The sequence below is a fragment of the Streptomyces sp. NPDC037242 genome (genome assembly GCF_055604165.1).
Genome location: NZ_JBVJUY010000035.1, coordinates 73,323 through 94,623 on the forward strand (window position 1 = coordinate 73,323; position 21,301 = coordinate 94,623).

General features: G+C 70.1%; 14 protein-coding genes and 1 riboswitch. Of the genes, 7 read left to right on the forward strand and 7 right to left on the reverse strand.

What is annotated here, in order from left to right:
- Positions 1-117: 117 nt before the first annotated feature.
- A complete protein-coding gene (locus ACZ7GJ_RS31800) occupies positions 118-2,457 on the reverse strand; it encodes a M9 family metallopeptidase (protein ID WP_470756486.1) in 2,340 nt (779 codons plus the stop codon).
- A gap of 206 nt (positions 2,458-2,663) precedes the next feature.
- Here ACZ7GJ_RS31800 and ACZ7GJ_RS31805 point away from each other — a divergent pair, with 206 nt between their 5' ends.
- A complete protein-coding gene (locus tag ACZ7GJ_RS31805) occupies positions 2,664-3,164 on the forward strand; it encodes a MarR family winged helix-turn-helix transcriptional regulator (protein ID WP_470756488.1) in 501 nt (166 codons plus the stop codon).
- Positions 3,155-4,378, forward strand: coding sequence for an MFS transporter (locus ACZ7GJ_RS31810; RefSeq protein ID WP_470756490.1), 1,224 nt, complete (start codon positions 3,155-3,157; stop codon positions 4,376-4,378). The genes ACZ7GJ_RS31805 and ACZ7GJ_RS31810 overlap by 10 nt, the downstream gene beginning before the upstream one ends.
- A gap of 3 nt (positions 4,379-4,381) precedes the next feature.
- Here the strand turns inward: ACZ7GJ_RS31810 and ACZ7GJ_RS31815 are convergent, their stop codons facing one another.
- The 3 genes from ACZ7GJ_RS31815 to ACZ7GJ_RS31825 all read right to left on the reverse strand — a co-directional run bounded on the left by ACZ7GJ_RS31815 (position 4,382) and on the right by ACZ7GJ_RS31825 (position 6,999).
- On the reverse strand, positions 4,382-4,840 hold the full coding sequence (locus tag ACZ7GJ_RS31815; protein ID WP_470756492.1) for a hypothetical protein: 459 nt from the start codon (positions 4,838-4,840) through the stop codon (positions 4,382-4,384).
- Positions 4,827-5,279 carry an Ohr family peroxiredoxin gene (locus tag ACZ7GJ_RS31820; RefSeq protein WP_470756494.1) on the reverse strand — a complete coding sequence of 151 codons (453 nt, stop codon included), beginning with the start codon at positions 5,277-5,279 and terminating at the stop codon, positions 4,827-4,829. The genes ACZ7GJ_RS31815 and ACZ7GJ_RS31820 overlap by 14 nt, the downstream gene beginning before the upstream one ends.
- A 78-nt stretch (positions 5,280-5,357) precedes the next feature.
- Positions 5,358-5,421, reverse strand: a riboswitch (guanidine-III (ykkC-III) riboswitch).
- Between the two features lie 105 nt (positions 5,422-5,526).
- On the reverse strand, positions 5,527-6,999 hold the full coding sequence (locus ACZ7GJ_RS31825) for a hypothetical protein (protein WP_470756495.1): 1,473 nt from the start codon (positions 6,997-6,999) through the stop codon (positions 5,527-5,529).
- A 233-nt stretch (positions 7,000-7,232) separates the two neighbouring features.
- Here ACZ7GJ_RS31825 and ACZ7GJ_RS31830 point away from each other — a divergent pair, with 233 nt between their 5' ends.
- The 5 genes from ACZ7GJ_RS31830 (at position 7,233) to ACZ7GJ_RS31850 (ending at position 16,048) form a co-directional block, all read left to right on the forward strand.
- Entirely contained in the window at positions 7,233-7,928 is a 696-nt protein-coding gene (locus tag ACZ7GJ_RS31830) for a pyridoxamine 5'-phosphate oxidase family protein (protein WP_470756497.1), read from the forward strand.
- A gap of 118 nt (positions 7,929-8,046) precedes the next feature.
- Positions 8,047-10,440: an Orn/Lys/Arg family decarboxylase gene (locus tag ACZ7GJ_RS31835; protein WP_470756499.1), complete on the forward strand. Its 2,394-nt coding sequence runs from the start codon at positions 8,047-8,049 to the stop codon at positions 10,438-10,440.
- A gap of 76 nt (positions 10,441-10,516) precedes the next feature.
- Positions 10,517-10,942 (forward strand): hypothetical protein, encoded by a 426-nt coding sequence (locus ACZ7GJ_RS31840; RefSeq protein ID WP_470756501.1) that lies wholly within the window; start codon positions 10,517-10,519, stop codon positions 10,940-10,942.
- Between the two features lie 258 nt (positions 10,943-11,200).
- Positions 11,201-14,164, forward strand: coding sequence for a carbohydrate binding domain-containing protein (locus ACZ7GJ_RS31845; RefSeq protein ID WP_470756517.1), 2,964 nt, complete (start codon positions 11,201-11,203; stop codon positions 14,162-14,164).
- 198 nt (positions 14,165-14,362) lie between these two features.
- A complete protein-coding gene (locus ACZ7GJ_RS31850) occupies positions 14,363-16,048 on the forward strand; it encodes a YVTN family beta-propeller repeat protein (protein ID WP_470756503.1) in 1,686 nt (561 codons plus the stop codon).
- 59 nt (positions 16,049-16,107) lie between these two features.
- On the opposite strand, the gene xdhC is transcribed toward ACZ7GJ_RS31850, so the two are convergent.
- From xdhC to ACZ7GJ_RS31865, 3 genes are read right to left on the reverse strand one after another with little or no spacing between them, the layout of a single operon-like run.
- A complete protein-coding gene (gene xdhC / locus ACZ7GJ_RS31855) occupies positions 16,108-16,941 on the reverse strand; it encodes a xanthine dehydrogenase accessory protein XdhC (RefSeq protein WP_470756519.1) in 834 nt (277 codons plus the stop codon).
- Position 16,942: 1 nt separating this feature from the next.
- Entirely contained in the window at positions 16,943-19,342 is a 2,400-nt protein-coding gene (gene xdhB, locus ACZ7GJ_RS31860) for a xanthine dehydrogenase molybdopterin binding subunit (RefSeq protein WP_470756505.1), read from the reverse strand.
- Positions 19,339-20,826 carry a xanthine dehydrogenase small subunit gene (locus ACZ7GJ_RS31865; RefSeq protein ID WP_470756507.1) on the reverse strand — a complete coding sequence of 496 codons (1,488 nt, stop codon included), beginning with the start codon at positions 20,824-20,826 and terminating at the stop codon, positions 19,339-19,341. The genes xdhB and ACZ7GJ_RS31865 overlap by 4 nt, the downstream gene beginning before the upstream one ends.
- Positions 20,827-21,301 lie beyond the last annotated feature (475 nt).

Below are 21,301 nucleotides of genomic sequence, written 5' to 3' on the forward strand. Positions count from 1 at the left end.
CTAGAGGGCCATATCGATAATCGACAAGTACCGACGGCGCGAACACGAACGGCGGTCCTTGCCGTCCGTGGTCGGAGGGCAAGGACCGCCGTCGTGGTCAGACGCGGGCGGACCCGGTCACTTGGACTGGGTGGAGACGCTCACACCGCTGAACCCCTGCGCGGCGGCGAGGCTGAAGTAGACCCAGCCGGACGGCGGGTTGTCGATCGTCAGGGTCTCGCCGTTGCCGGCGTTGGTGGACTTCGCCTGGTAGCTGCTGGTGGTGGCCCAGTTGCTGCCGCCGTAGTACAGATCGGCGTTGCCGGTGCCGCCGCTGCTGGTGATGGTCAGCTGCTTGAGGCCGGCCGGCAGGTACATGAAGTGGTAGCTGTAGTTGCCGGTGGCGGCCGCGAGCTCGTCCCGGCGGCAGTTCTTGTCGAACTGGCGCGGGTCGCTGATGGTGCACAGCGGTGTGGTCGCGGTGGCCTCCGGCAGCGGGCCGCAGTCGCTCGTCGCGCAGGTGGTCGCCAGCCAGGTGGCGAAGCCCGCGTCGTAGCGGGTGCCGATGGTCTGCTTCAGGAAGGTGCGGGCACCGTTCCAGTCACCGGCACGGTACTTGTTCAGCACGGTCTCGACGTCGGCGGGGTGTGCCTGGAGCATGTAGCGGACCGCGAGGAAGCCCCAGCGGTAGACCCGGTTCGAGTTGACCTCGGGGTCCGCCTCCTGGCCGTAGACGGTGTCGAACAGGTCGCTGAGCTTGTACGTGTTCTTGCGGGCCTCGGCGATCGCGTCGGCGTTGCGCTCGCCCCGGTAGCCGAAGGAGATGTTCTCGGCGATGCCCTCGACCCACCAGATGGTCGGCGTCACGATGCCGGCCTCGAAGTCGCCGGCCATGTTGTAACGGCCGTCGAGGTAGTGGGTGTACTCGTGGTTGAGGTTCCAGATCTGGAACTCCGGGCGCAGCCAGTGGGCCTCGTGGGCGATGAAGCGGGCCTGGTTGCCGGCGGCGGCCGGGTTGCCCTCCTCGTACATGCCGCCGTTGTCGACGTCGATGTTGTAGATGGCCCAGGCGTACAGCGAGTAGTGGACGTAGTCGTCGAAGACGACGACCTCCAGGTTGGTGTTCACGTCACCGGGGATCGCGCCCTTGTCGCCGATGATCCGGTGGAAGTAGGCGTCCTGGTTGACCAGGCTGGTGCAGGTGCTGGCCAGCTGGCCGGGGGACATGTCCTGGGCGCGGATCTTCAGGCCCGGGGTGCACGTGTGCTGGATCGGCAGGACCGCCGGGAGCACGCGCTCGCCCAGGTCGCAGATCGCGTAGGCCGCGCAGTTGCCCCTGTCGTACTGGCGCGTGTACCAGCCCAGGTTCATGGTGATCGGCGCGGTGGGGCCGACGTTCGGGTAGCGGTTGATCAAGTCCTTCAGCAGTGGCCGGACCCGGTCCTTGAGCTCGGGGACGTCGAGGGCGTGGCCGAGGAAGCGGCCGACGTTGCTGACTACGTCCAGGCGGTTGAGCTGCGCGCCGTTGCGCGTGATGAAGCCGGCCCAGGTGTCCAGGATGGCGGGGTCGGCCTTGAGGGCGGCCCGCCAGCCGCGGCCGTCGTTCTTGGCCTTGAAGCCGTTCTCGACGACCCACTCGACGTGCTGCATGGCGAGGTTCATCTGGCCGGGCCACGTGCCGTCGTAGCTGCCGAGCATCCACTTGACGACGCCGGCGTACCGGCCGGCCGCGTGGGTGCTGTCGATCAGCGTGACGACCTCGTTGAGGATCTCGCCGTTGGCATCGGTGACGTCCTTGCTGCGCGGGGAGGCGAAGAAGGCGTCCAGCGCGCCGAGCGCCGCGCCGTCCAGCGCCGTGCCGTAGTCGCCGACGGCGTCCGCGTTGTTGTCCTGCACGTAGTAGCCGGCGCGCAGGAACAGCACCAACTGCCCGATGGCGGCGCTGTTGTTGCCCGCGTAGGAGGTGGAGGCGTCGCGCAGCGCGCCCGCGACGGTCACCATCTGGGACTCACGGAAGGCCTTGCGCGCGTTCTCCCCGGTGAGGTTGAACAGCGGGTACGTACAGTCGATCCGGGGGAGTGCCTTGAGCTGCTGGACCAGCGCGCTGCCGGTGGCGTTGATGACGCCGGAGAGGTCGGTGCACGCGTCTGCGGCGGCGGCCGCCGAGGACTGCCGGTCGGCCTTGTCGGCCTTGTCGGGCCGGACCGCGGGGGCGGGGGCCGGGCCTGACTCCAGGGCGCTGTCCTGCGAGGAGATCCGCAAGCGCGTGCTGTTGCTCATCGCGTCGGGCGACTTGGGGACGGGGATCGACCGCGGCGCCGAGGCCGCCGCTCCCCTTGCGTTCGCACCGGCCGGGGCCGTGGCGCCCGCGGAGGCGGCCTGGCTCTGCGGCGCGAACAGGCCGAGCGCAATGAAGAAGGCTGCGCCGAGCGCAGGAAGTCTGCGCGCGCCGGCCTTCGATATGCGGAAGGGATGCATCTGTGGGGGCCTCCGGGGCCTGTAGCCACGTGCTGGGGACACGGGCGATTGACGTGTGACATGTAAAATTTCACATGTCGCATCGTGCCGGAAGTCTTCCGGCAAGATTGCCGCCCGCCGAAATTGAAACGTTGTCAACTTCCGGTGCCGGCAGGGGTCGAGGCAGAAATAACAGCACTTATATAAATGCTGTTACGATCCACACCGTGACCGAACCCCAGGCCTTCGACCCGACCCGGCAGAGCCTCTGGCGACCCCTGCGCCTGCTCCAGGCGTCAATGGACGGCGACATCGCCCGGGTCTACTCCGAGCAGCAGATCGACGGGCTCAAGCCCACCTTCGTCATGGAGTTGCTCCGCCTCCACGCCCACGGACCCATGACCATCGCGGAACTGGCCGAGTCGGTGCAGCGCACGCACTCGGCGCTCAGCCAGAAGGTCGCCGCAATGCGCAAGGCCGGCTGGGTCGATACCGTCGTGGGCGACGACGCGCGCACCAGGAAGGTGACGCTCACCGACGAGGCTCGCCAGGTCGTCGGTCGCCTCGCGGCGGAATGGCGGGCCACCGAGGCAGCGCTCGCCGACCTGGAAGCTGAGATTCCCTACCCGCTCTCCCAGGTCGTCACCGACATCGAACGGGCCCTGGAACGCAAGAGTTTCCATGACCGGATCGCCGAGAAACTGGCCGCGGACCCCGAATGGGGGTGAGGCACGCACTGATCGACGTGACCCCGCTGCGGTCGTCACCACCCTTCCGGCGGCTGTGGATCGGTCAGACCCTCTCCGGCCTCGGCAGCCAGATGACAGTCGTGGCTGTCATGTTCCAGGTCTGGCAGACGACGAAGAGCCCCATGTGGACGGGCGCCGTCGGGCTGGCGCAGGCAATGCCTCTCCTCGTACTCGGACTGTTCGCGGGATCACTCGTCGACCGGGTGGACCGCCGGAAGTTCTACCTCCTCATGACCAGCGGGCAAGCGGGATGCCTGCTCCTCCTCGCGTTCCAGGGCCTCCTCGGAGACTTTCCCGCAGTCGGCGTTCTGGGGCTGGTCGCACTCCAGTCCTGCTTCGGCGCGGGCAGCGGACCGGCCTCGCGGACCTTCATCGCGCACCTTCTGCCCGAGCAACACCTGGCCGCAGGTTTGGCGTTGAGGCGAATGTCCTTCCAGGGCGCCATGCTGCTCGGGCCCGCGCTGGGCGGACTGATCGTGGACGGGCCGGGAGTTGGCGCCTGCTACCTGATCGACGCCCTCACCTTCATGGCCGCGCTCTACGGTGCCTTCGGCCTGCCGCAGCCGAAGCCCGGAGACGAGCCCGCACCGCCCGGCCTGCGCGGAGTGCTGGACGGCCTGGCCTTCCTCGGACGCACTCCGGTCATCCGCGGGGCCCTGCTCACAGACCTGGCCACCACCGTGCTGTCGATGCCCGTCAGCCTGTTCCCCTTGATCAACGCCGAACGGTTCGGCGACGACCCGCGCACGCTCGGACTGTTCCTCACGGCCCTGGCCGTCGGCGGCGTGGCGGCGTCGCTGTTCTCCGGGACCTTCACCCGGCTTCCCCGCCCCGGCCTGGTCATGCTCGCCGGATCCGCCGCCTGGGGCGCGGCGTTGACCCTGTTCGGCACGTCGCCCGACCCGTGGCTCGCGCTGGCCTTCCTCGTCATGGCCGGCGCCGCCGACACCGTCTCCGTCGTCTCCCGGAGCACCGTCGTGCAACTGCACACCCCGTACGAACTGCTCGGCCGCGTCGGCGCCGCGGAACAGATCGTCGGGCAAGCCGGCCCCGACATCGGCAACCTGCGCGGCGGCCTGGTCGCGGACGCCACTTCGGGAGCCGCCGCCCTCGTCAGCGGTGGTCTGCTGTGCCTCGGCGCCGTGGTCGCGGTGGGAGCCGCTACGGCAGATCTGCGCAACGCAAAGCGCTGACGGTCACAGCTGCCAGTACGTCCCCGCGCGGGAATCCACGTGCACCACGTGCCGCCCGACGCGTACCACGTGGTGGTCCGGACCGGACCAGGAGCCGGCGGCGCCATCGGCGCCGGGCAGGGGGGTCCAGATCTCCAGGAAGGTGCTGCCGTCCGGGTTGGTGCCCCGCTCGACGAGGCTCGCGCCCTCCCACCGGAAGGTTCCGGTGTCTTCGCCGGGCTCGCCCGTGAGGTGGTGGAAGCGCACCTGGGTGCCGTCGAAGGACGTCGTACCGGCGAAGCCCCGGCTGTCGGCGTAGTACGGACCGGCCTGCAGCCAGACCACCTCACGGTCCTCGACGAGGGGCCCGCCGTTGCGGCTGATGCCGCGCCGCAGCCAGGCCCCGCGCGCGGGCACCGGGACTCCGGGGCCGGACGGTACGGGCCCCGCAGGCACCAGGCGTCCGGGCTCAGGCGCGGTCATCGGCGGCGGGCTCGTCCACGGCCAGGAGCGTCAGCGGTACGTTGCCCCGCACCGCCTGCGCGTACGGGCAGACCGCGTCCGCCCGGTGCAGCAGGGGCTGGAGGTCCGCGGCCCGCCACCCGGGCAGGCTGACGGTGAGGGCCACCGCGAGGCCGTAGCCCGCAGGCGTGTCCGTGGTGCCGAGCTGCACTTCGCAGGCGACGTGCGCGGCCGAGGCGTCCGCCCCGAACTCGGCGGCGACCTCCGCGAGCGCCGAGGTGAAGCAGGCGGCGAAACCGGCCGCGAACAGCTGCTCCGGATTGGTCGTGCCGGGCGCCTTCTTGCGCGGCGGCGCGAGCAGGACGTCCAGGCGCCCGTCGTCCGTGCGGACGGACCCGGTACGGCCCCCGGAGGCGTGCGCGGTCGTCCGGTAGAGGCTGCGGGTGAGTGGCACGGTCATGGCGTTCGGCCCATCTTGCTCGACGAGGACACTGCCCCGGCGGGGGCAGCGTGCGGCGCTGCTGGTGCAGCAACACTGCGCGCGTCGTCGTGCGTGACCGGGTACGGCGCATCTCGTCCGGGGCCTTGAAACGGGCCGCCGGACAACCTAGCAACGCAGGCGCCCGACCGGGGCGCGTCCCCACGGTGACGTTCCTCACCCGCGGGGAGGCCCGGGACGGCGGCGCCGATCCGGGGCGCCGTCCCCGTCAGACGCGGTTCAGGGGCAGGCCGAGGTCGGCGATCGCCATGGTCTGGTCAGTGACGGCGACATCGGTGTCGGTGAACCGGGCGGACCCCAGCCGGTCGCGGACGAGGGCGCGCAGTGCGGGGTGGTAGGAGTCGAGGTCGTCGAGAACGGCCTGCGGAACCTCGACGGTGCCGTAGAAGCTTCGCGGCCGGGAGGTGAGGCCCGGGGCCTGGGGTGTCTGGCGCAGACCGTCGACCGTGTGCAGGGTGAGTTCGAGCTGCTGGTCGCCCGCCTGGAGGATCAGGGGCGTGGCGGCTACGGCCACATCGAATTCGCGGACATGGGCCGTCACTTGGCCGAGCGGGCCGGTGTAGTGGTAGGGAGAGGGCGGCGCGAGGGTGTCGGCGGAGCGGTCGACGGGCGTGTTCTGGAGGGTGCGGCCTTCGAGGAGCTCGTCGGTGGAGGTGAAGGCCCACTGGGACGCGGTGAGGGCCTTGCTCCAGTAGCCGGTGCGGCCGTGGTTGCCGCCCTCGACGCGGAGCTCCCGTGCGTCCGATCCGACGCCGGTCTTGTGGATCGAGATCCGGTCGGTGACCTGTCCGGGGATCTTGGGCTGGCGCATCCAGTCGGGGGCGGGCAGTTGGATCTTCGGGAAGACCGCGCCGCGCTGGTCCTCGTAGGAGTAGCTGAAGAAGACCTTGTCGGAGCCCGCGATGTCGAAGTCGTAGAGGCGGGTGTACATGTCGCCGTAGCGGTTGATGACGAACGAGGTGGAGGCGGCGGTGGACAGGGCCTGGGCCTGGAAGCGTCCGCGCAGCGGAGTGGCCATCTCGTAGCTGTGGTCGGCGGGGAGCCAGGGGTCGACCCAGGTGATGCGGCTGCCGTCGTCGCTGAGCGCGAAGACGTGGGAGACCTTGGCGCCGCCCGCCGGGTGGTCGTTGCCCGCGGTGTCGCGCCACACCTTGTCCTCGCCGGGAGACAGGACCGACCAGGTCCAGCGGGCCGACCGGTAGGGGACGGTGTTGCCGCCGCCCAGCCACAACGGGGCCCCGTAGCGGTGCGTCCAGTTCCAGGTCCAGGGCGCGTTGAGGGCGTGGTCCATGGTGTAGATGTTGCCGTTCTCGTCGAGCGCGACCAGCTCGTCGTCGTCCACGGAGATCCCGGTGACATGCCCGGCCAGGCATGCGGGCAGCGCCATCGTGCGCCAACCGCCGCTCCTGGCGGCCTCCTTGACGTGGATCTGGCCCCCGCGCAGGGCGAAGGACCACCGTCGGTTGAAGGTACCCGTGGTCCCGCGCAGATGGATCTGCGGCGGCAGGTCGACGGCTGCCGGCGGCAGGGCGGAGAGGCCCAGGGTGCTGTCGCCCGGTATCAGGTCGGCCAGGCCCGCCGTTCCGGCCAGATGGCACGGGCCGGTGGTGGCCGCTGCCGGGGTGGCGGGGGCGAGGGCGGCCACCACGAGCAGGGCGGTGGCCAAGGAGAAGCGGAGCATGTCACATCCATTCGAGGCGGAGGACAGGAGCCTGACAGCGAAACACCGCTCAGCTGAAGGACCGTCATATTACTTACAAGTAGCCATGGTGTCACCCTCATGCGCCCTTCGAGTGGGACGAGGGTTTCCGCAGCAATCAGAGCTTCAGGGAACTGATTTCGTTGAGATCTGGCGCATGAATGGCGATATCGATAGCGTGAGGGGCGTAGTGCTCGACTCACGAAAGAGATGACGTGAACCACACCCCCCTCCCGTCCGCGCTGCCGGAGACAGCCCGCACCCGGCACCGCCGCCTGCGGGCCCAGGGGAGCCTGGACCGTGCCGAACTCGACGCCATCCTGGACGCGGGCTTCATGTGCCACCTCGGGGTGGTCGTCGACGGCCACCCCATGGTCGTCCCCACCGTCTACGGGAGCGACGGCCGGAACCTCTACTTCCACGGGTCCGTGGCCAGCCGGAGCCTGGTCGCCTCACCCGAGGCGACGGTGTGCGTCACCGTGACGCACGTGGACGGCCTCGTCCTCGCACGGTCGGTGTTCGAGCACGGCGTCAACTACCGCAGCGCGATGATCTACGGCGTCCCGCGTGCGGTCACCGACGAGGAGGAGAAGCTGGCAGGGCTGCGCTGCCTGACCGAGCAGGCCGCGCCCGGCCAATGGGACTACGCGCGACAGTCGAACGCCAAGGAGATGGCGGCGACCGTACTGCTCTGCATCTCGCTCGCGGAGGCGTCGGTCAAGACGAGCACCGGCGGACCGGAGGACGGTGACGGGCCCGACGCCGCGCTCGGAATCTGGGCCGGAGTACTACCCTTGGTCGCCACCTGGGGCGAACCGGAAGCCGACCCCCTCCTCGCGGACGGCATCGAAGCCCCTGAGCACATCACCGCCCGGGGCGACACCCGCGCTTTCGGGGCCGCGTCAAGGTAGTACGCCGCCACGCCCACCCGCGGGTGAAGTCCGGCTCAAGATCGGCGCCGACGCGAGGAGTCCCGGGAGACTGTGCCCCAGTACGGACATCCGTACTCCACGGCACGGGGGAGCGGAAATGACACCGAGCGGTACGGTCCTGCTGGCACTGCGGGAGAACCCGATGGGCGGCGGCGTCAGCGCCGAGCAACTGCGGCGCATCGGGAAGGAACTGGAGAACCGGGGTCTGGAACTGCGCTGGGCGCCGAGTGCCCGCGACGCCCGGGCCGCCCTGCAGACCGAGGCGGGCCTCGGCGCGGCGGTGGTCGCCTGGGACCTGCCGCGAGCGGCGGGCGGTGCGCTGGAGGAAGGCGGCGGCGGGGACGTCCTACGACACATCGGGCGGCGCTTCAAGGACCTGCCGGTCTTCCTGGTGATGGCGGACGACTCCGACCAGGACCTGGAGCGGCTGCCGCTGTGGGTCTCGGAGACGGTGGTCGGCTACATCTGGCCCCTGGAGGACACGCCGTCCTTCATCGCTGGCCGCGTGGCCACGGCCTCGCGCGACTACCAGCGGGACCTGCTGCCCCCGTTCTTCAAGGCCCTGCGCCGGTTCGAGGACTCCCACGAGTACTCCTGGCACACCCCTGCCCACTCGGGCGGGGTCGCCTTCCTCAAGTCCCCGGCCGGCCGCGCGTTCTTCGACTACTACGGGGAACGACTGTTCCGTACCGACCTGTCGATCTCGGTCGGTGAGCTCGGCTCGCTCTTCGAGCACAGCGGTCCGATCGGCGAGGCCGAACGCAACGCCGCCCGCGTCTTCGGCGCCGACCGGACCTACTTCGTCCTGCACGGCGACTCGACGGCGGACCGGATGGTCGGCCACTACAGCGTGACGGACGACGAGATCGCGCTCGTCGACCGCAACTGCCACAAGTCCGTACTGCACGGGCTGGTGATCTCCGGGGCACGCCCCGTCTACCTGGTACCGACCCGCAACGGCTACGGGCTCGCCGGCCCCCTGCCGCCCGCCGTGACCGCCCCGGCGCCGGTCGCCGCGAGGATCGCCGCGAACCCGCTCACGCCCGGCGCCGTCTCCCCGGAGGCCCAGTACGCGGTGGTCACCAACTCCACCTACGACGGCCTGTGCTACGACACCGTCGCCGTGGCGCGGGCGTTGGCGCCGAGCACCCCGCGACTGCACTTCGACGAGGCCTGGTTCGCGTACGCCCGCTTCCATCCGCTGTATGCGGGCCGCTACGGGATGGCCATCGGACCCGACACCTTCCCGGACACCGCCCCGGACGCGGGCACTTTCCCGGACGCGGGGCCGGGTCGGCCGACGGTCTTCGCGACCCACTCCACGCACAAACTGCTCGCCGCCCTCTCCCAGTGCGCGATGGTCCACGTCCGCCCGGCACCCCGGGCCCCCGTCGAACACGAGCGGTTCAACGAGGCGTTCATGATGCACGGCACCACCTCGCCGCTGTATCCGGCTATCGCCTCCCTGGACGTGGCCACGGCCATGATGGACGGACCGCAGGGCCAGTGGCTGATCGACGAGGCGGTGACCGAAGCGATCCGGTTCCGTCAGGCCGTCGTACGCACCGGGCGCCGCATCACCGCCGCCGCGGACCGCCCGGACTGGTTCTTCGGCGTGTGGCAGCCCGAATCCGTCACCGACCCGGCGACCGGCACCCGCATCGAGTTCGCGGACGCACCGCCGTCGCTGCTGAGCCGCGAGCCCTCCTGCTGGCACCTGGAGCCGGGCGCCGACTGGCACGGCTTCGCCGGCCTCACCGAGGGCTACTGCATGCTGGACCCGGTCAAGGTCACCCTGACCTGCCCCGGGGTGACGGCCGCGGGAGGCAGGGGCGACTGGGGCATCCCCGCGCGGATCCTCACCGCCTATCTGGCGGCACGCGGGATCGTCGTGGAGAAGACGGACAGCTACTCCACGCTCATCCTCTTCTCCATGGGCATCACCAAGGGCAAGTGGGGCACCCTGATGGACGCCCTCATGGACTTCAAGGCCCTCCACGACGCGGACGTCCCCCTGGACCAAGCCCTACCGGATCTGGTCGAGCGCTTCCCGCGACGCTACGGCCGTACGACTCTCGGCGCGCTGTGCCGGCAGATGCACGAGCACCTCACCCGCGCCGAGTTGATCGACGCCCTCGACGCGGCCTTCCAGGACCTCCCGGAGCCGGTGGCCCCGCCGCGCCACTGCTACCAACTGCTGGTACGGGGCGGCACCGAGCGCGTACGGCTGGCCGAGGCGGCCGGGCGGGTGGCCGCGGCCATGGTGACGGTGACCCCGCCCGGGATTCCCGTACTGATGCCGGGGGAGTCCACCGGCGACCCGGACGGCCCGCTGCTGCGGTACCTGCGCGCCCTGGAGGCATTCGACCGGGCCTTCCCCGGCTTCCACAGCGAGGCCCACGGGGTGACCGTGGACCCCGAGAGCGGCGACTACCTGATCGAATGCGTCCGCACGAGCCAAGGCGGACCGACGAATCCGCCGGGTCGCTGATTCCCGGTACGCCGCGGAGCGCACCGATCACGAAAGCCGTTTGGCCTGCCTGTCGGACGCGCCTACCCTCTGGCCCATGATCCAGACGACCAATGACGGGCTGCGCAGCTATCAGGTGGGACCGGTACGCGCCGAGCTCCGCGAAATCACGATGAGCGACGACCGTGAAGGCATGCTCGAAGGGACGCCGTACCTGCACCGTCGGTTCAGGCTGATGGGCATGGACAAGGCGATGGCGGCGACGCCGCACCTGTATGTGCACGATCTCGACAAGATCCGGGCCGATGCGGAAGCACGGGTCGAGGAGTGGCTGCCGCGGGAGACGGTTCGTGCTCGACTGACGTCATGGTGGCAGCCCGAGGACATCGCGGATCACGGGCATACGGAGATCTTGGTGATGTGGCTCCAAGCGGCTTCGCAGGACCCCTTCGTCCGCCTCGCCGAGATCGTGAGTCCCCTGGACTGGACCTCGTTGGCTCGGTTCGTCCCGTTCGAGGATTAGGCGACCTTGCAGTTCCATGCTGCAAGTTATTGCACGGCTTCTCCCGAAAAGGGCGCCCGTCGGGCCCTTCGGGCGGGCAGGGCCGCGATATTTCTGCTTAACGAGGGCTTCACCTGCTGGTAACGAGGCCACTAGCCTGCCGCAAAACCTTGCGGCAAGTTTTCAATGCCGCGAAGCCGAAGGGTCGTTGGGCCCCGCTTCGAGGAGCAGACCTTGAGATCACGTACGCGACAACGTCACGGAGGGCGTTCGGCGGCCCTGGCCGCGGCCGTCGCCGGATGCCTGGCGGCCGCGCTGCCGGCCGTCGATGCCTCCACCGGAGCGGCCCCCACGGCCGGCACGGCGGCAGCGGCCGAGAACAGGGCGACGGTCTTCTACTACACCAAGACCCGCAACTGGACGGCATACAACCTGCATTGGGCACCGGACGGCGGCAGCTGGACGGCGGTCCCGGGCGCCGGCATGGAGCCGGCCTGCACGGACTGGGTGAAGAAGACGGTCAGTCTCGGCGCGGCCGCCGGCCTCCAGGCGACCTTCAACAACGGCCAGGGCACCTGGGACAACAACGGCGGCAAGAACTACGCCCTGGGAACCGGCGTGATCACCGTCAAGGACGGCGTCGTGGCGCACAGCGACCCGTGCGCGACGGACCCCGGAACCGGTACGGGCGCGACCGCCACCGTCTACTACTCGACCACGACGGTCGGCTGGCCGACCGTCAACCTGCACTGGGCGCCGAGCGGCGGCTCCTGGACCACGGTGCCGGGCATCGGCATGGACGCGGCCTGCGCGGGGTGGGTGAAGAAGACGGTCTCGCTCGGTTCGGCCACCGGACTCGCCGCCACCTTCAACAACGGCAACGGCACCTGGGACAACAACAGCGGCAAGAACTACGCCCTCGGCCCGGGCCCGACCACGGTGAAGGACGCCAAGGTCACCGCGAACGCCGCCGATCCGTGCGCCGCCGTCGTACCGGACACCACCGCGCCCACCGTGCCCTCCCGGGTACAGGCCACCGCCACCGACGTGTCCGTCGTCGTCACCTGGGACGCCGCCACGGACGACCGGGGTGTGACCGGATACCAGGTCACCCGGACCGGCGGATCCCAGGGCACCGTAGTCACCAGCACCAACTCCACGGTCCTCACCGAATCCGGCCTGGAGGAGCGCACCGCCTACTCCTACACGGTGAAGGCGGTGGACGCCGCCGGGAACCTGTCCGGCGCCTCCGCCGCGGCCACCGCCACCACGGGCACGCGGCCTCCCGCCCCCGTCGGGTCCGCCCCGCTGGGCGGCGACCCCCGCAAGGACCCGATCTACTTCGTACTCACCGCCCGCTTCAACGACGGGGACAGCGCCAACAATCGGGGCGGCAGCCAGAACGTGAAGTCCGGCAACGCGGCCAACAACGACCCCATGTTCCGAGGGGACTTCAAAGGCCTCATCGAGAAGCTGGACTACGTCAAGGCCCTCGGCTTCTCCGCGATCTGGATCACCCCGGTCGTCCTGAACCGCTCCGACTACGATTACCACGGCTATCACGGCTACGACTTCTACAAGGTAGATCCCCGCCTCGAATCGGCCGGAGCCTCCTACCAGGACCTCATCAACGCCGCACACGCCAAGGGCGTCAAGATCTACCAGGACGTGGTCTACAACCACAGCTCGCGCTGGGGAGCCAAGGGCCTGTTCACCCCCACCGTCTACGGCGTGCGCGACGCGCAGTGGTCCTGGTACTACGACGAGAAGCAGACCGGCTTCGAGTACGACGGCCTCACTGTCGACCCCAAGAGCGGCAAGTCGTACTACAACGGCGACCTGTGGTCGACCGCCGAACCGGCCGGCAACACCTGCGTCAACTGGGGCGTGGCCACCCAGTTCAAGAGCGCCGAGGGCTACACCATCTACAACTGCCAGTGGCCCAACCCCACATCCGGGATGTTCCCCAAGGACCTGTACCACCAGTGCTGGATCGGCAACTGGGAGGGTGAGGACGCCCGTTCCTGCTGGATCCACGAGGACCTCGCCGACTTCAACACCGAGAACCCCGCCGTGCAGAACTATCTGATCGGTGCGTACAACAAGTACATCGACATGGGCGTCGACGGCTTCCGCATCGACACCGCCGTGCACATCCCGCGCGTCACCTGGAACCGGCGCTTCCTGCCCGCCCTCCAGCAGCGCGTCGCCCAGCAGTTCGGCGCACAGAAGGCGGCCGACTTCTACGTGTTCGGGGAGGTCGGCGCCTTCGTCAACGACAAGTGGAACCGCGGCTCGGCCAACCAGTCCGCCCAGTACTACACCTGGAAGGACAGCGCGTCCTACAGCGCGGACGACGCGACCGCCGCCGTCCAGCAGTACACCACCGACAACGACCCGGCCAAGCAGCCCACCAGCGGCAACGCCTTCCTCAACGGCAACCTCTACCACGCCCCCGACCACAGCATGTTCTCCGGCATGAACGTCATCGACATGCGCATGCACATGAACTTCGGCGACGCGAACAACGCCTTCCAGAACGGCAAGGACAGCGACGACAGCTACAACGACGCCACCTACAACGTCGTGTACGTCGACAGCCACGACTTCGGTCCGGGCAAATCCTCCACCCGCTACGCCGGCGGCACCGACGCCTGGGCCGAGAACATGGCCCTGATGTGGACCTTCCGCGGCATCCCGACCCTGTACTACGGCTCGGAGATCGAGTTCCAGGCCGGAAAGCAGATCGACTGCGGCCCGACCTGCCCGCTCGCCACCACCGGCCGGGCCTACTACGGCGACAAGATCGCGGGATCGGTCACCGCATCCGGCTTCTCCGAGGTCGCCACCGCCACCGGAGCCGTAGCCGCCACCCTCGACGCGCCGCTCGCCAAGCACCTCCAGCGGCTGAACGAGATCCGCCGGGCCGTCCCGGCGCTGCAGATGGGCCAGTACTCGACCGAGGGAATCTCCGGCGGCATGGCCTTCAAACGCCGCTACACCGACGCCGCCACCGGCGTCGACAGCTTCGCGCTCGTCACCGTCTCCGGCGGCGCCGCCTACACCGGAGTCCCCAACGGCACGTACAAGGACGCCGTGACCGGCGACGTGAGGACGGTCACCGACGGCAAGCTGTCCGTCGCCGCCCCCGGTACGGGCAACCTACGCGTCTACGTCCTGGACCTCGGCGGCCGCAACGCCGCCCCGGGCCGGGTCGGAGCCGCGGGCCCCTACCTGAAGTAGCCGCCGGTCATCGCGGCGGCCACTGCTCCAGGGTCGCCGCGATGCCGCGTCCCGGGCAGGGGAGTCGGGTGGTGCGAGCGGACATTCAGATCGCCAAAACGGTCATCACTTGATCTGAAATGGGCAACTGTGAAGCTTCCGCATGGCGGGTGATGTTCGCTGGGACCATGTCGACGACTCTTCGAGGGGGGATTCACCATGTCCGCGATCACCCGGTTACGCCCGCACCGCATGCACAGACGGCGCCGCACCGCATGGGCCGCCGCGTTCGCCCTCACCCTGACCGGCTTGGGCGCCCTGGGCGCCACGCCGGCGGCCGCGGTCACGCCGACCGTGATCGCCACCGTACCGCTGGGCGCGAACCCCGAGAACCTGGCCGTGGCACCGGACGGCAAGCACGTCTACGTCAGCAACTCCGGCGTCTTCATGGGTACTCCGGGCAACACCGTCACCGTGCTCGACACCGCGACCAACACCGTCGGCGCCACCATCGCCGTCGGCAACGGCCCGGCCGGGCTCGCGGTCACCCCGGACAGCGCGCACCTGTACGTGGTCAACCGGGGCGCGGCTTCGGTCAGTGTCGTCGACACCGCGACCAACACGGCGACGGCCACCATCGCCGGGGTCCAGGACCCCAGAACGGTGGCGGTCAACCCGGCGGGCACCCAGGCCTACGTCGTCGACTCCGCCTACCCCAACGGGTCGGTCCGTCTCATCGACACCGCCACCAACACCGTCGCCGCGTCGCTCACCGTCGGCCCGTTCGCCCGCGACGTCGCCTTCAGCCCCGACGGCGCGCGCGCCTACGTCACCAACGTCGGCGACAACACGCTGAGCGTCATCGACACCGCCACCTTCACCGTGACCGCGAACGTGGCACTGAGCGACCAGCCGTTCGCGGTCACGGTCAACCCCGTCACCGGAGCGGTGTACGTAAGCCACGGCAACGACGACTTCGTGTCCGTGGTGGACCCGGCCACGCTCACCGTCACCACGACGATCACCACCGGGGCCAACCCGGGGAGCGCGGCGGTCAGCCCCGACGGCACGACCGCGTACGTGCCCAACATCGGCAGCAACACCCTGTCGGCGATCGACACCGCGACGAACACCGTCACCGGGAACACGTCGATCGGCGGCGGCCCCGTCGACGCCGGGGTGAGCCCGGACGGCACCCTGGTCTACGTCGTGAAGAACGGCAACCAGACCCTCGACGTGCTGAGCGTGGGCTCGGCGGCACCGGCCGTGACCGGCATCAGCCCGGCTTCCGGCCCGGCAGCGGGCGGCGCCGTCGTCACCGTCTCCGGCACCAACCTCACCGGAGCCACCGCCGTCACCTTCGGTGCGACCCCCGCCACCGGCGTCAGCTGCACCGCCACCGCCTGCACTGCCACCACCCCCGCACATGCGTCCGGCACCGTGGACGTGCGGGTCACCACCCCCGGCGGTACCAGTCCGGTGACCGCGGCCGGCCAGTACACCTACCTCGCGCCGCCCGCGGACATCGACGTCAACCTCACCGCCCAGCCCCAACTGAGCCTCCTGGTGCCCTACCTGACCTACACCCTCACCGCGCACAACACCGGCCCGGGCGCCGTCAGCTCCGCGACCCTGACCGCCACGCTCCCGCCCGGTGCCTCCGCCACCCACCTGTCCGCCGGATGCACGAGCGCCGCGACCACGGTCACCTGCACCTACGGGACCATCGCCGACGAGGCGAGCGCGAGCAAGACGTTCCGCGTCCCCCTGCACCTGCTGACCCTCGGCCCGGTCAAGGTCACCGGCGCGCGCACCGTCTCCGCACCCACCGACCCCAACCGCGCCAACGACACCGCGACGGTCACCTGCACCGCCATCTCCATCGTCCTGGTCACCTGCCCCTGACCCATGCGGCCGGACGCGCGGTCCGCGCGTCCGGCCGCCCGGTCTGCGTGTCCGGTCACTCACCAGTGCTGCACGGAAGCGGTCCCGGGGGCGGCCCGTTCGAAAGACCGCAGCAGGTCCGCCGCAACGCCCACCGCGATCGTCGCGGGTTCCTTGCCGGTGATCCCGGCCATTCCGATCGGGGTCTTGATCCGGTCGATGGCGGCGTCATCGTGGCCGCCCTCGGCGGACAGACGCTGCCGGAACCGCGCCCACTTGGCGGCCGAGCCGATCAGCCCGATCGACCCGAGACCGGCGGTCCGCAGGGCGGCGTCGCACAGCGCGGCATCCTCGGCATGATCGTGGGTCATGATCAGGACGTGGGTGCCGGGCGGCAGCTCCGCGAGCACCTCCTCCGGGAGCAGCGGCGTGTGGTGGACGCGGATCTGCGCCACCGCATCGGCGAGCACATCGAGCCGTTCGTCGGCGAGCACCTCGGCGCGGGAGTCGATCAGGTGCAGATCGAGGCTGTGGCGGGCCAGGATGCGTGCCAACTCCAGCCCGACGTGCCCGACGCCGAAGATCGCCACCGCCTGGACCACCGGCAGCGGTTCGAGCAGCACTCCGACGGCTCCGCCGCAGCACTGCACGCCGTGTCGGCCGGTGACCTTGTCGTTGAGGGCGAACTCCATCAGCTCCGCATCCGCCTCGGGCGTACCGATGAGCTCGCGGGCCCGGTCGATCGCGACGGCCTCGATGTTGCCGCCGCCGATCGAACCCCAGGTCTCGCTCTCGCCGACGACGAGTTTGGCACCGGCCCGGCGGGGCGCGTGGCCGCGTACGGTCGCGACGGTCACCAGCACGCCGGGTTCCCGGCGGGCCCGCAACCGCGCGACCGCGGCCACCCAGGACATGTCAGGCATCGCTCAAAGCGCTCGCGTCGGTGGGGATCCCGCTGCGGCCGCCGGCGCCGCCGACCGGCGGCACGCCGCCTTCGCGGGCCGCTTCGATCGCCCAGTACACGGCCTCCGGCGTCGCGGGGGAAGCGAGTTCCACACTGACTCCGACGGGCCCGAAAGCCGCGGCCGCCTGCCGCAGCGCCTCCCGTACCGAGAACGCGAGCATCAGCGGAGGCTCACCCACCGCCTTGGACCCGTAGACCGCGCCCTCCTCGGTGGCGTTCTCCAGCAGCCTGACGTTGAACTCCTCGGGCATCTCCGAAAAGCTCGGCAGCTTGTAGGTGCTCGCGGCCTGGGTCAGCAGCCGCCCGCGGTTCGGGCCGTCCCCGGTGTCCCAGCGCAGGTCCTCCAGCGTCAGCCAGCCCGCGCCCTGCACGAAACCGCCCTCGACCTGACCGATGTCGATCAACGGGGACAGGCTGTCGCCGACATCGTGCACGATGTCCACCCGCCGGATGCGGTACGCACCGGTGAACCCGTCCACTTCCACCTCGGTCGCGGCCGCGCCGTAGGAGAAGTACTTGAACGGAGAGCCGTGGAAGCTCTTCGCGTCCCAGTGCAGGCCTTCGGTCCGGTAGAAGCCGGCCGCCGACAACTGGACCCGCTGGAAGTACGCGGTGCGCACCAGGTCGTCCCAGGCCAGCTCCTTGTCGTTGCCCAGCACGCGCGCGACCCCCTCGACGATGCGTACGTCGGAGGCGTTCGCACCCAACTGGGTGCCGGCCACCTGGAGCAGCCGCTCGCGCAACTGATCGCAGGCGTTCTTCACCGCCGCGCCATTGAGGTCCGCCCCGGAACTGGCGGCAGTGGCCGAGGTGTTGGGAACCTTGTCGGTACGGGTGGGGGCCAGTCGCACCTTGTGCATCGGGATGCCGAGCGTGGTCGCGGCCACCTGGAGCATCTTGGTGTGCAGGCCCTGCCCCATCTCCGTGCCGCCGTGGTTGATCAGGACCGAGCCGTCCTTGTAGATCAGCACCAGGGCGCCGGCCTGGTTGAAGGCGGTGAGGTTGAAGGAGATCCCGAACTTGATTCCCGTCAGCGCGAGCCCCCGCTTGGTGTTCGGGTGCGCGGCGTTGAAGGCCGCGATCTCGCGCCGGCGGTCGGTGATGCCGGCGTCGTCCTGCACCTGGCGCCAGATCGTGGAGATCCGCTCGGGGTGGGTGACCGGCTGCCCGTACGGGGTCGAATGGCCCTGCCGGTAGAAGTTGCGCTCCCGCAACTCCATGGGATCCAGGCCGAGAAGCGGCGCGCACCGGCCCATGATGTCCTCGATCACCAGCATGCCCTGCGGTCCGCCGAAGCCGCGGAAGGCGGTGTTGGAGACCTTGTTGGTCTTGGCGATGCGCCCGGTGACGCGCGCGTTGGGGATCCAGTAGGTGTTGTCGATGTGGCACAGGGCGCGCGCCACGACCGGCTCGGACAGGTCCAGGCTCCACCCGCCGTCCGCCGTCAAAGTGGCCTCCAGGGCCTGGATGCGGCCCTCCGCGTCGAAGCCGATCCTCCACTCGGCGTGGAAGCCGTGGCGCTTGCCGGACATGGTCAGGTCCTGGGTCCGGTTGAGCCGCACCCGTACGGGCCGGCCCGTCAGCTTGGCACCGAGCGCGGCGACGGCGGCGAACCCGTGGGGCTGCATCTCCTTGCCGCCGAAGCCGCCACCCATGCGCAGGCACTGCACGGTCACCTCGTGGCTGTGCAGGCCGAGCACGTGCGCGACGATCTCCTGGGTCTCCGAGGGGTGCTGGGTGCTGCTCTGGACGAACATCTGGCCGTTCTCGTCGACCAGGGCCAGCGCCGCGTGCGTCTCCAGGTAGAAGTGCTCCTGATCGGAGAACTGGAACTCGCCGCTGAAGACGTGCGCGGATTCCTCGAAGCCGGCCTCGACGTCACCGGCCAGCATCACGGGCCGGGCGCCGTGGAAACTGCCGGCCGCGATCGCGTCCTGCAGCGTGACCAGGGAGGGCTGTTCCTCGAGTTCCACCTCGACGGCCGCCGCCCCGAGCCGGGCCGCTTCCAGGGTCTCGCCGAGCACCCAGGCGACCGCATGGCCGTGGAACATGACCTCGTCGGGGAACAGCGGTTCGTCGTGCTTCATCCCGGCATCGTTGACACCGGGCACGTCGGCCCCGGTCAGCACGCGGACCACACCGGGCACGGCGAGCGCGGGCTCGGCGCGCAGCCCGGTGATCCTGCCGCGGGCCTTGAGGACCTGGACCGGGTAGGCGTGCAGCACGTCCTTGGTCCGGGAGACCAGGTCGTCGGTGTAGAGCGCGGCGCCGGTGACGTGCAGGTTGGCGCTCTCGTGCGGCATCGAAACGCCGACGGCGGGCTTTTCGGGACGTTCGGACAGATGGCTCATGACGACACCGCCTCGGTGGTTCGCGCGTACAGCTTCAGCAGGCTCTGGCCGAGCATCGCGGAGCGGTACTCGGCGCTGGCACGGTGATCGTCCATCGGTGTGCCCTGCGCCCGTAGCACCCGGGACGCGGCCTCGACGGTCTGCGCCGCCCACGGCTTGCCCTCCAGGGCCGCCTCGGTGGCGAGGGCGCGGATCGGGGTGGCGGCCACTCCGCCCAGGCCGATCCGAGCCGTGCGGACGACTCCGTCCTCGATGTGGAGCGCGAAGGCGACCGCCACGCTGGAGATGTCGTCGAAGCGCCGCTTGGCGATCTTGTGGAAGGCCGCGACCGGCGCCAGCGGCAGCGGGATGCGCACCGCGCGGATCAGCTCGCCGGGACGGCGAACGCTCTGCCGGTAGCCCGTGAAGTAGTCCGCCAGCGGGACCTCGCGCTCACCGTCGGCATCGGTGAGTACCACCGATGCCTCCAGCGCGAGCAGCGCCGGCGGGCTGTCTCCGATGGGGGAGCCGGTACCCAGATTGCCGCCGAGCGTCGCACCGTTGCGGATGAGCCTGGACGCGAACTGCGGGAACAGCTCTGCCAGCAGCGGGACGCTGCCGCCGAGGCGGCGTTCGATCTCGGTGAGCGTCAGTGCCGCTCCGATCTCGATGCGGTCGGATTCGGTGCGCAGTTCCCGCAGTTCGGGCAGCCGGTCGACGGCGACCACGCAATCCGCCCGGCGGGCACGGATGTTGACCTCCACGCCCCAGTCGGTGCTGCCTGCGACCACCACCGCGTCGGGGCGCTCGCGCAGCAGCCGTAGCGCGTCGTTCAAGGTGCCGGGGCGCAGGAACGTGCTGCCGTCCTGGGTGTACCGGGTGGCAGCGGGCTCGGGCGGCGACTGCTCGCGACGCTGCCCGAGCGGGTCGTCCTCCGTGGGCGTGCCGACGGCGAACGCGGCGTCGCGGATCGGGCGGTAGCCCGTACATCGGCACAGGTTCCCGCTCAGTGCGTGCAGATCGAAGCCGTTCGGACCGTGCTCGGCGTCGGCGCCGACGGCTGCCTCCGAGCCGGAGTCAGAGTCCGAGGCCGCGTGCGCGCAGCGGTCGGGCCGGTAGTACTCGGCCGCCATGCTGCAGACGAATCCCGGTGTGCAGTAACCGCATTGGGAGCCGCCGCGGACGGCCATCTCCTCCTGTACGGGGTGCAGCGCGGGCGGCTCCCCGGGTGCGCCGACGGCGGCGAGACCTTCGGAGGTGATGATCTCCTGGCCGTCGAGCGCGGCGACCGGGACCAGACAGGCGTTGACGGCCACCCAGTCGGTGGGCCTGTTCACCCCGGGACGGGCCACCATGACCGAACAGGCGCCGCACTCACCCTCGGCGCAGCCCTCCTTGGTGCCGGTGAGGCCACGGTCGCGCAGAAAATCCAACACCGTGGTGTGAGGAGCGGCCGGTGAGATCGGCGCTTCCTTGCCATTGACGGTAATCCGCGCCGCTACCACGGGACGTACCCATTTCGGAGCATGGTGGATCTGACTGTCCTAGTCGCCATTTCGGGAGCCTTCTTCTTCGGGTGGCGCAGCTCGACAACCCGGCGCGTGAATCAGCACGCAGTAACGTGCCGCAGCCGGTGGAAGAAATGAGAAAACTCCGGGGCCGCAACAGGGCGCACCGGAAATGGGGCTGCTCAACAGCCGTGTGCTACACGACCCGGAGCCCAGGCGGTCTCGTGAGCGAGGCGATGCGCGTCGGAGATGATCGACATCCGACTTCGCCTCCATTCATGTACTCACGGACCGGTGCGCCAGAAGGTACGTCGCCGCAGGTCCATCGGTCAAGCCGACATGCCGGACACGTTGCGCCCACCGAAACGCCGGACGCCGCAGCGGGGGGGGGGGGGGGGGGGGGGGGGGGGGGGGGGGGGGGGGGGGGGGGGGGGGGGGGGGGGGGGGGGGGGGGGGGGGGGGGGGGGGGGGG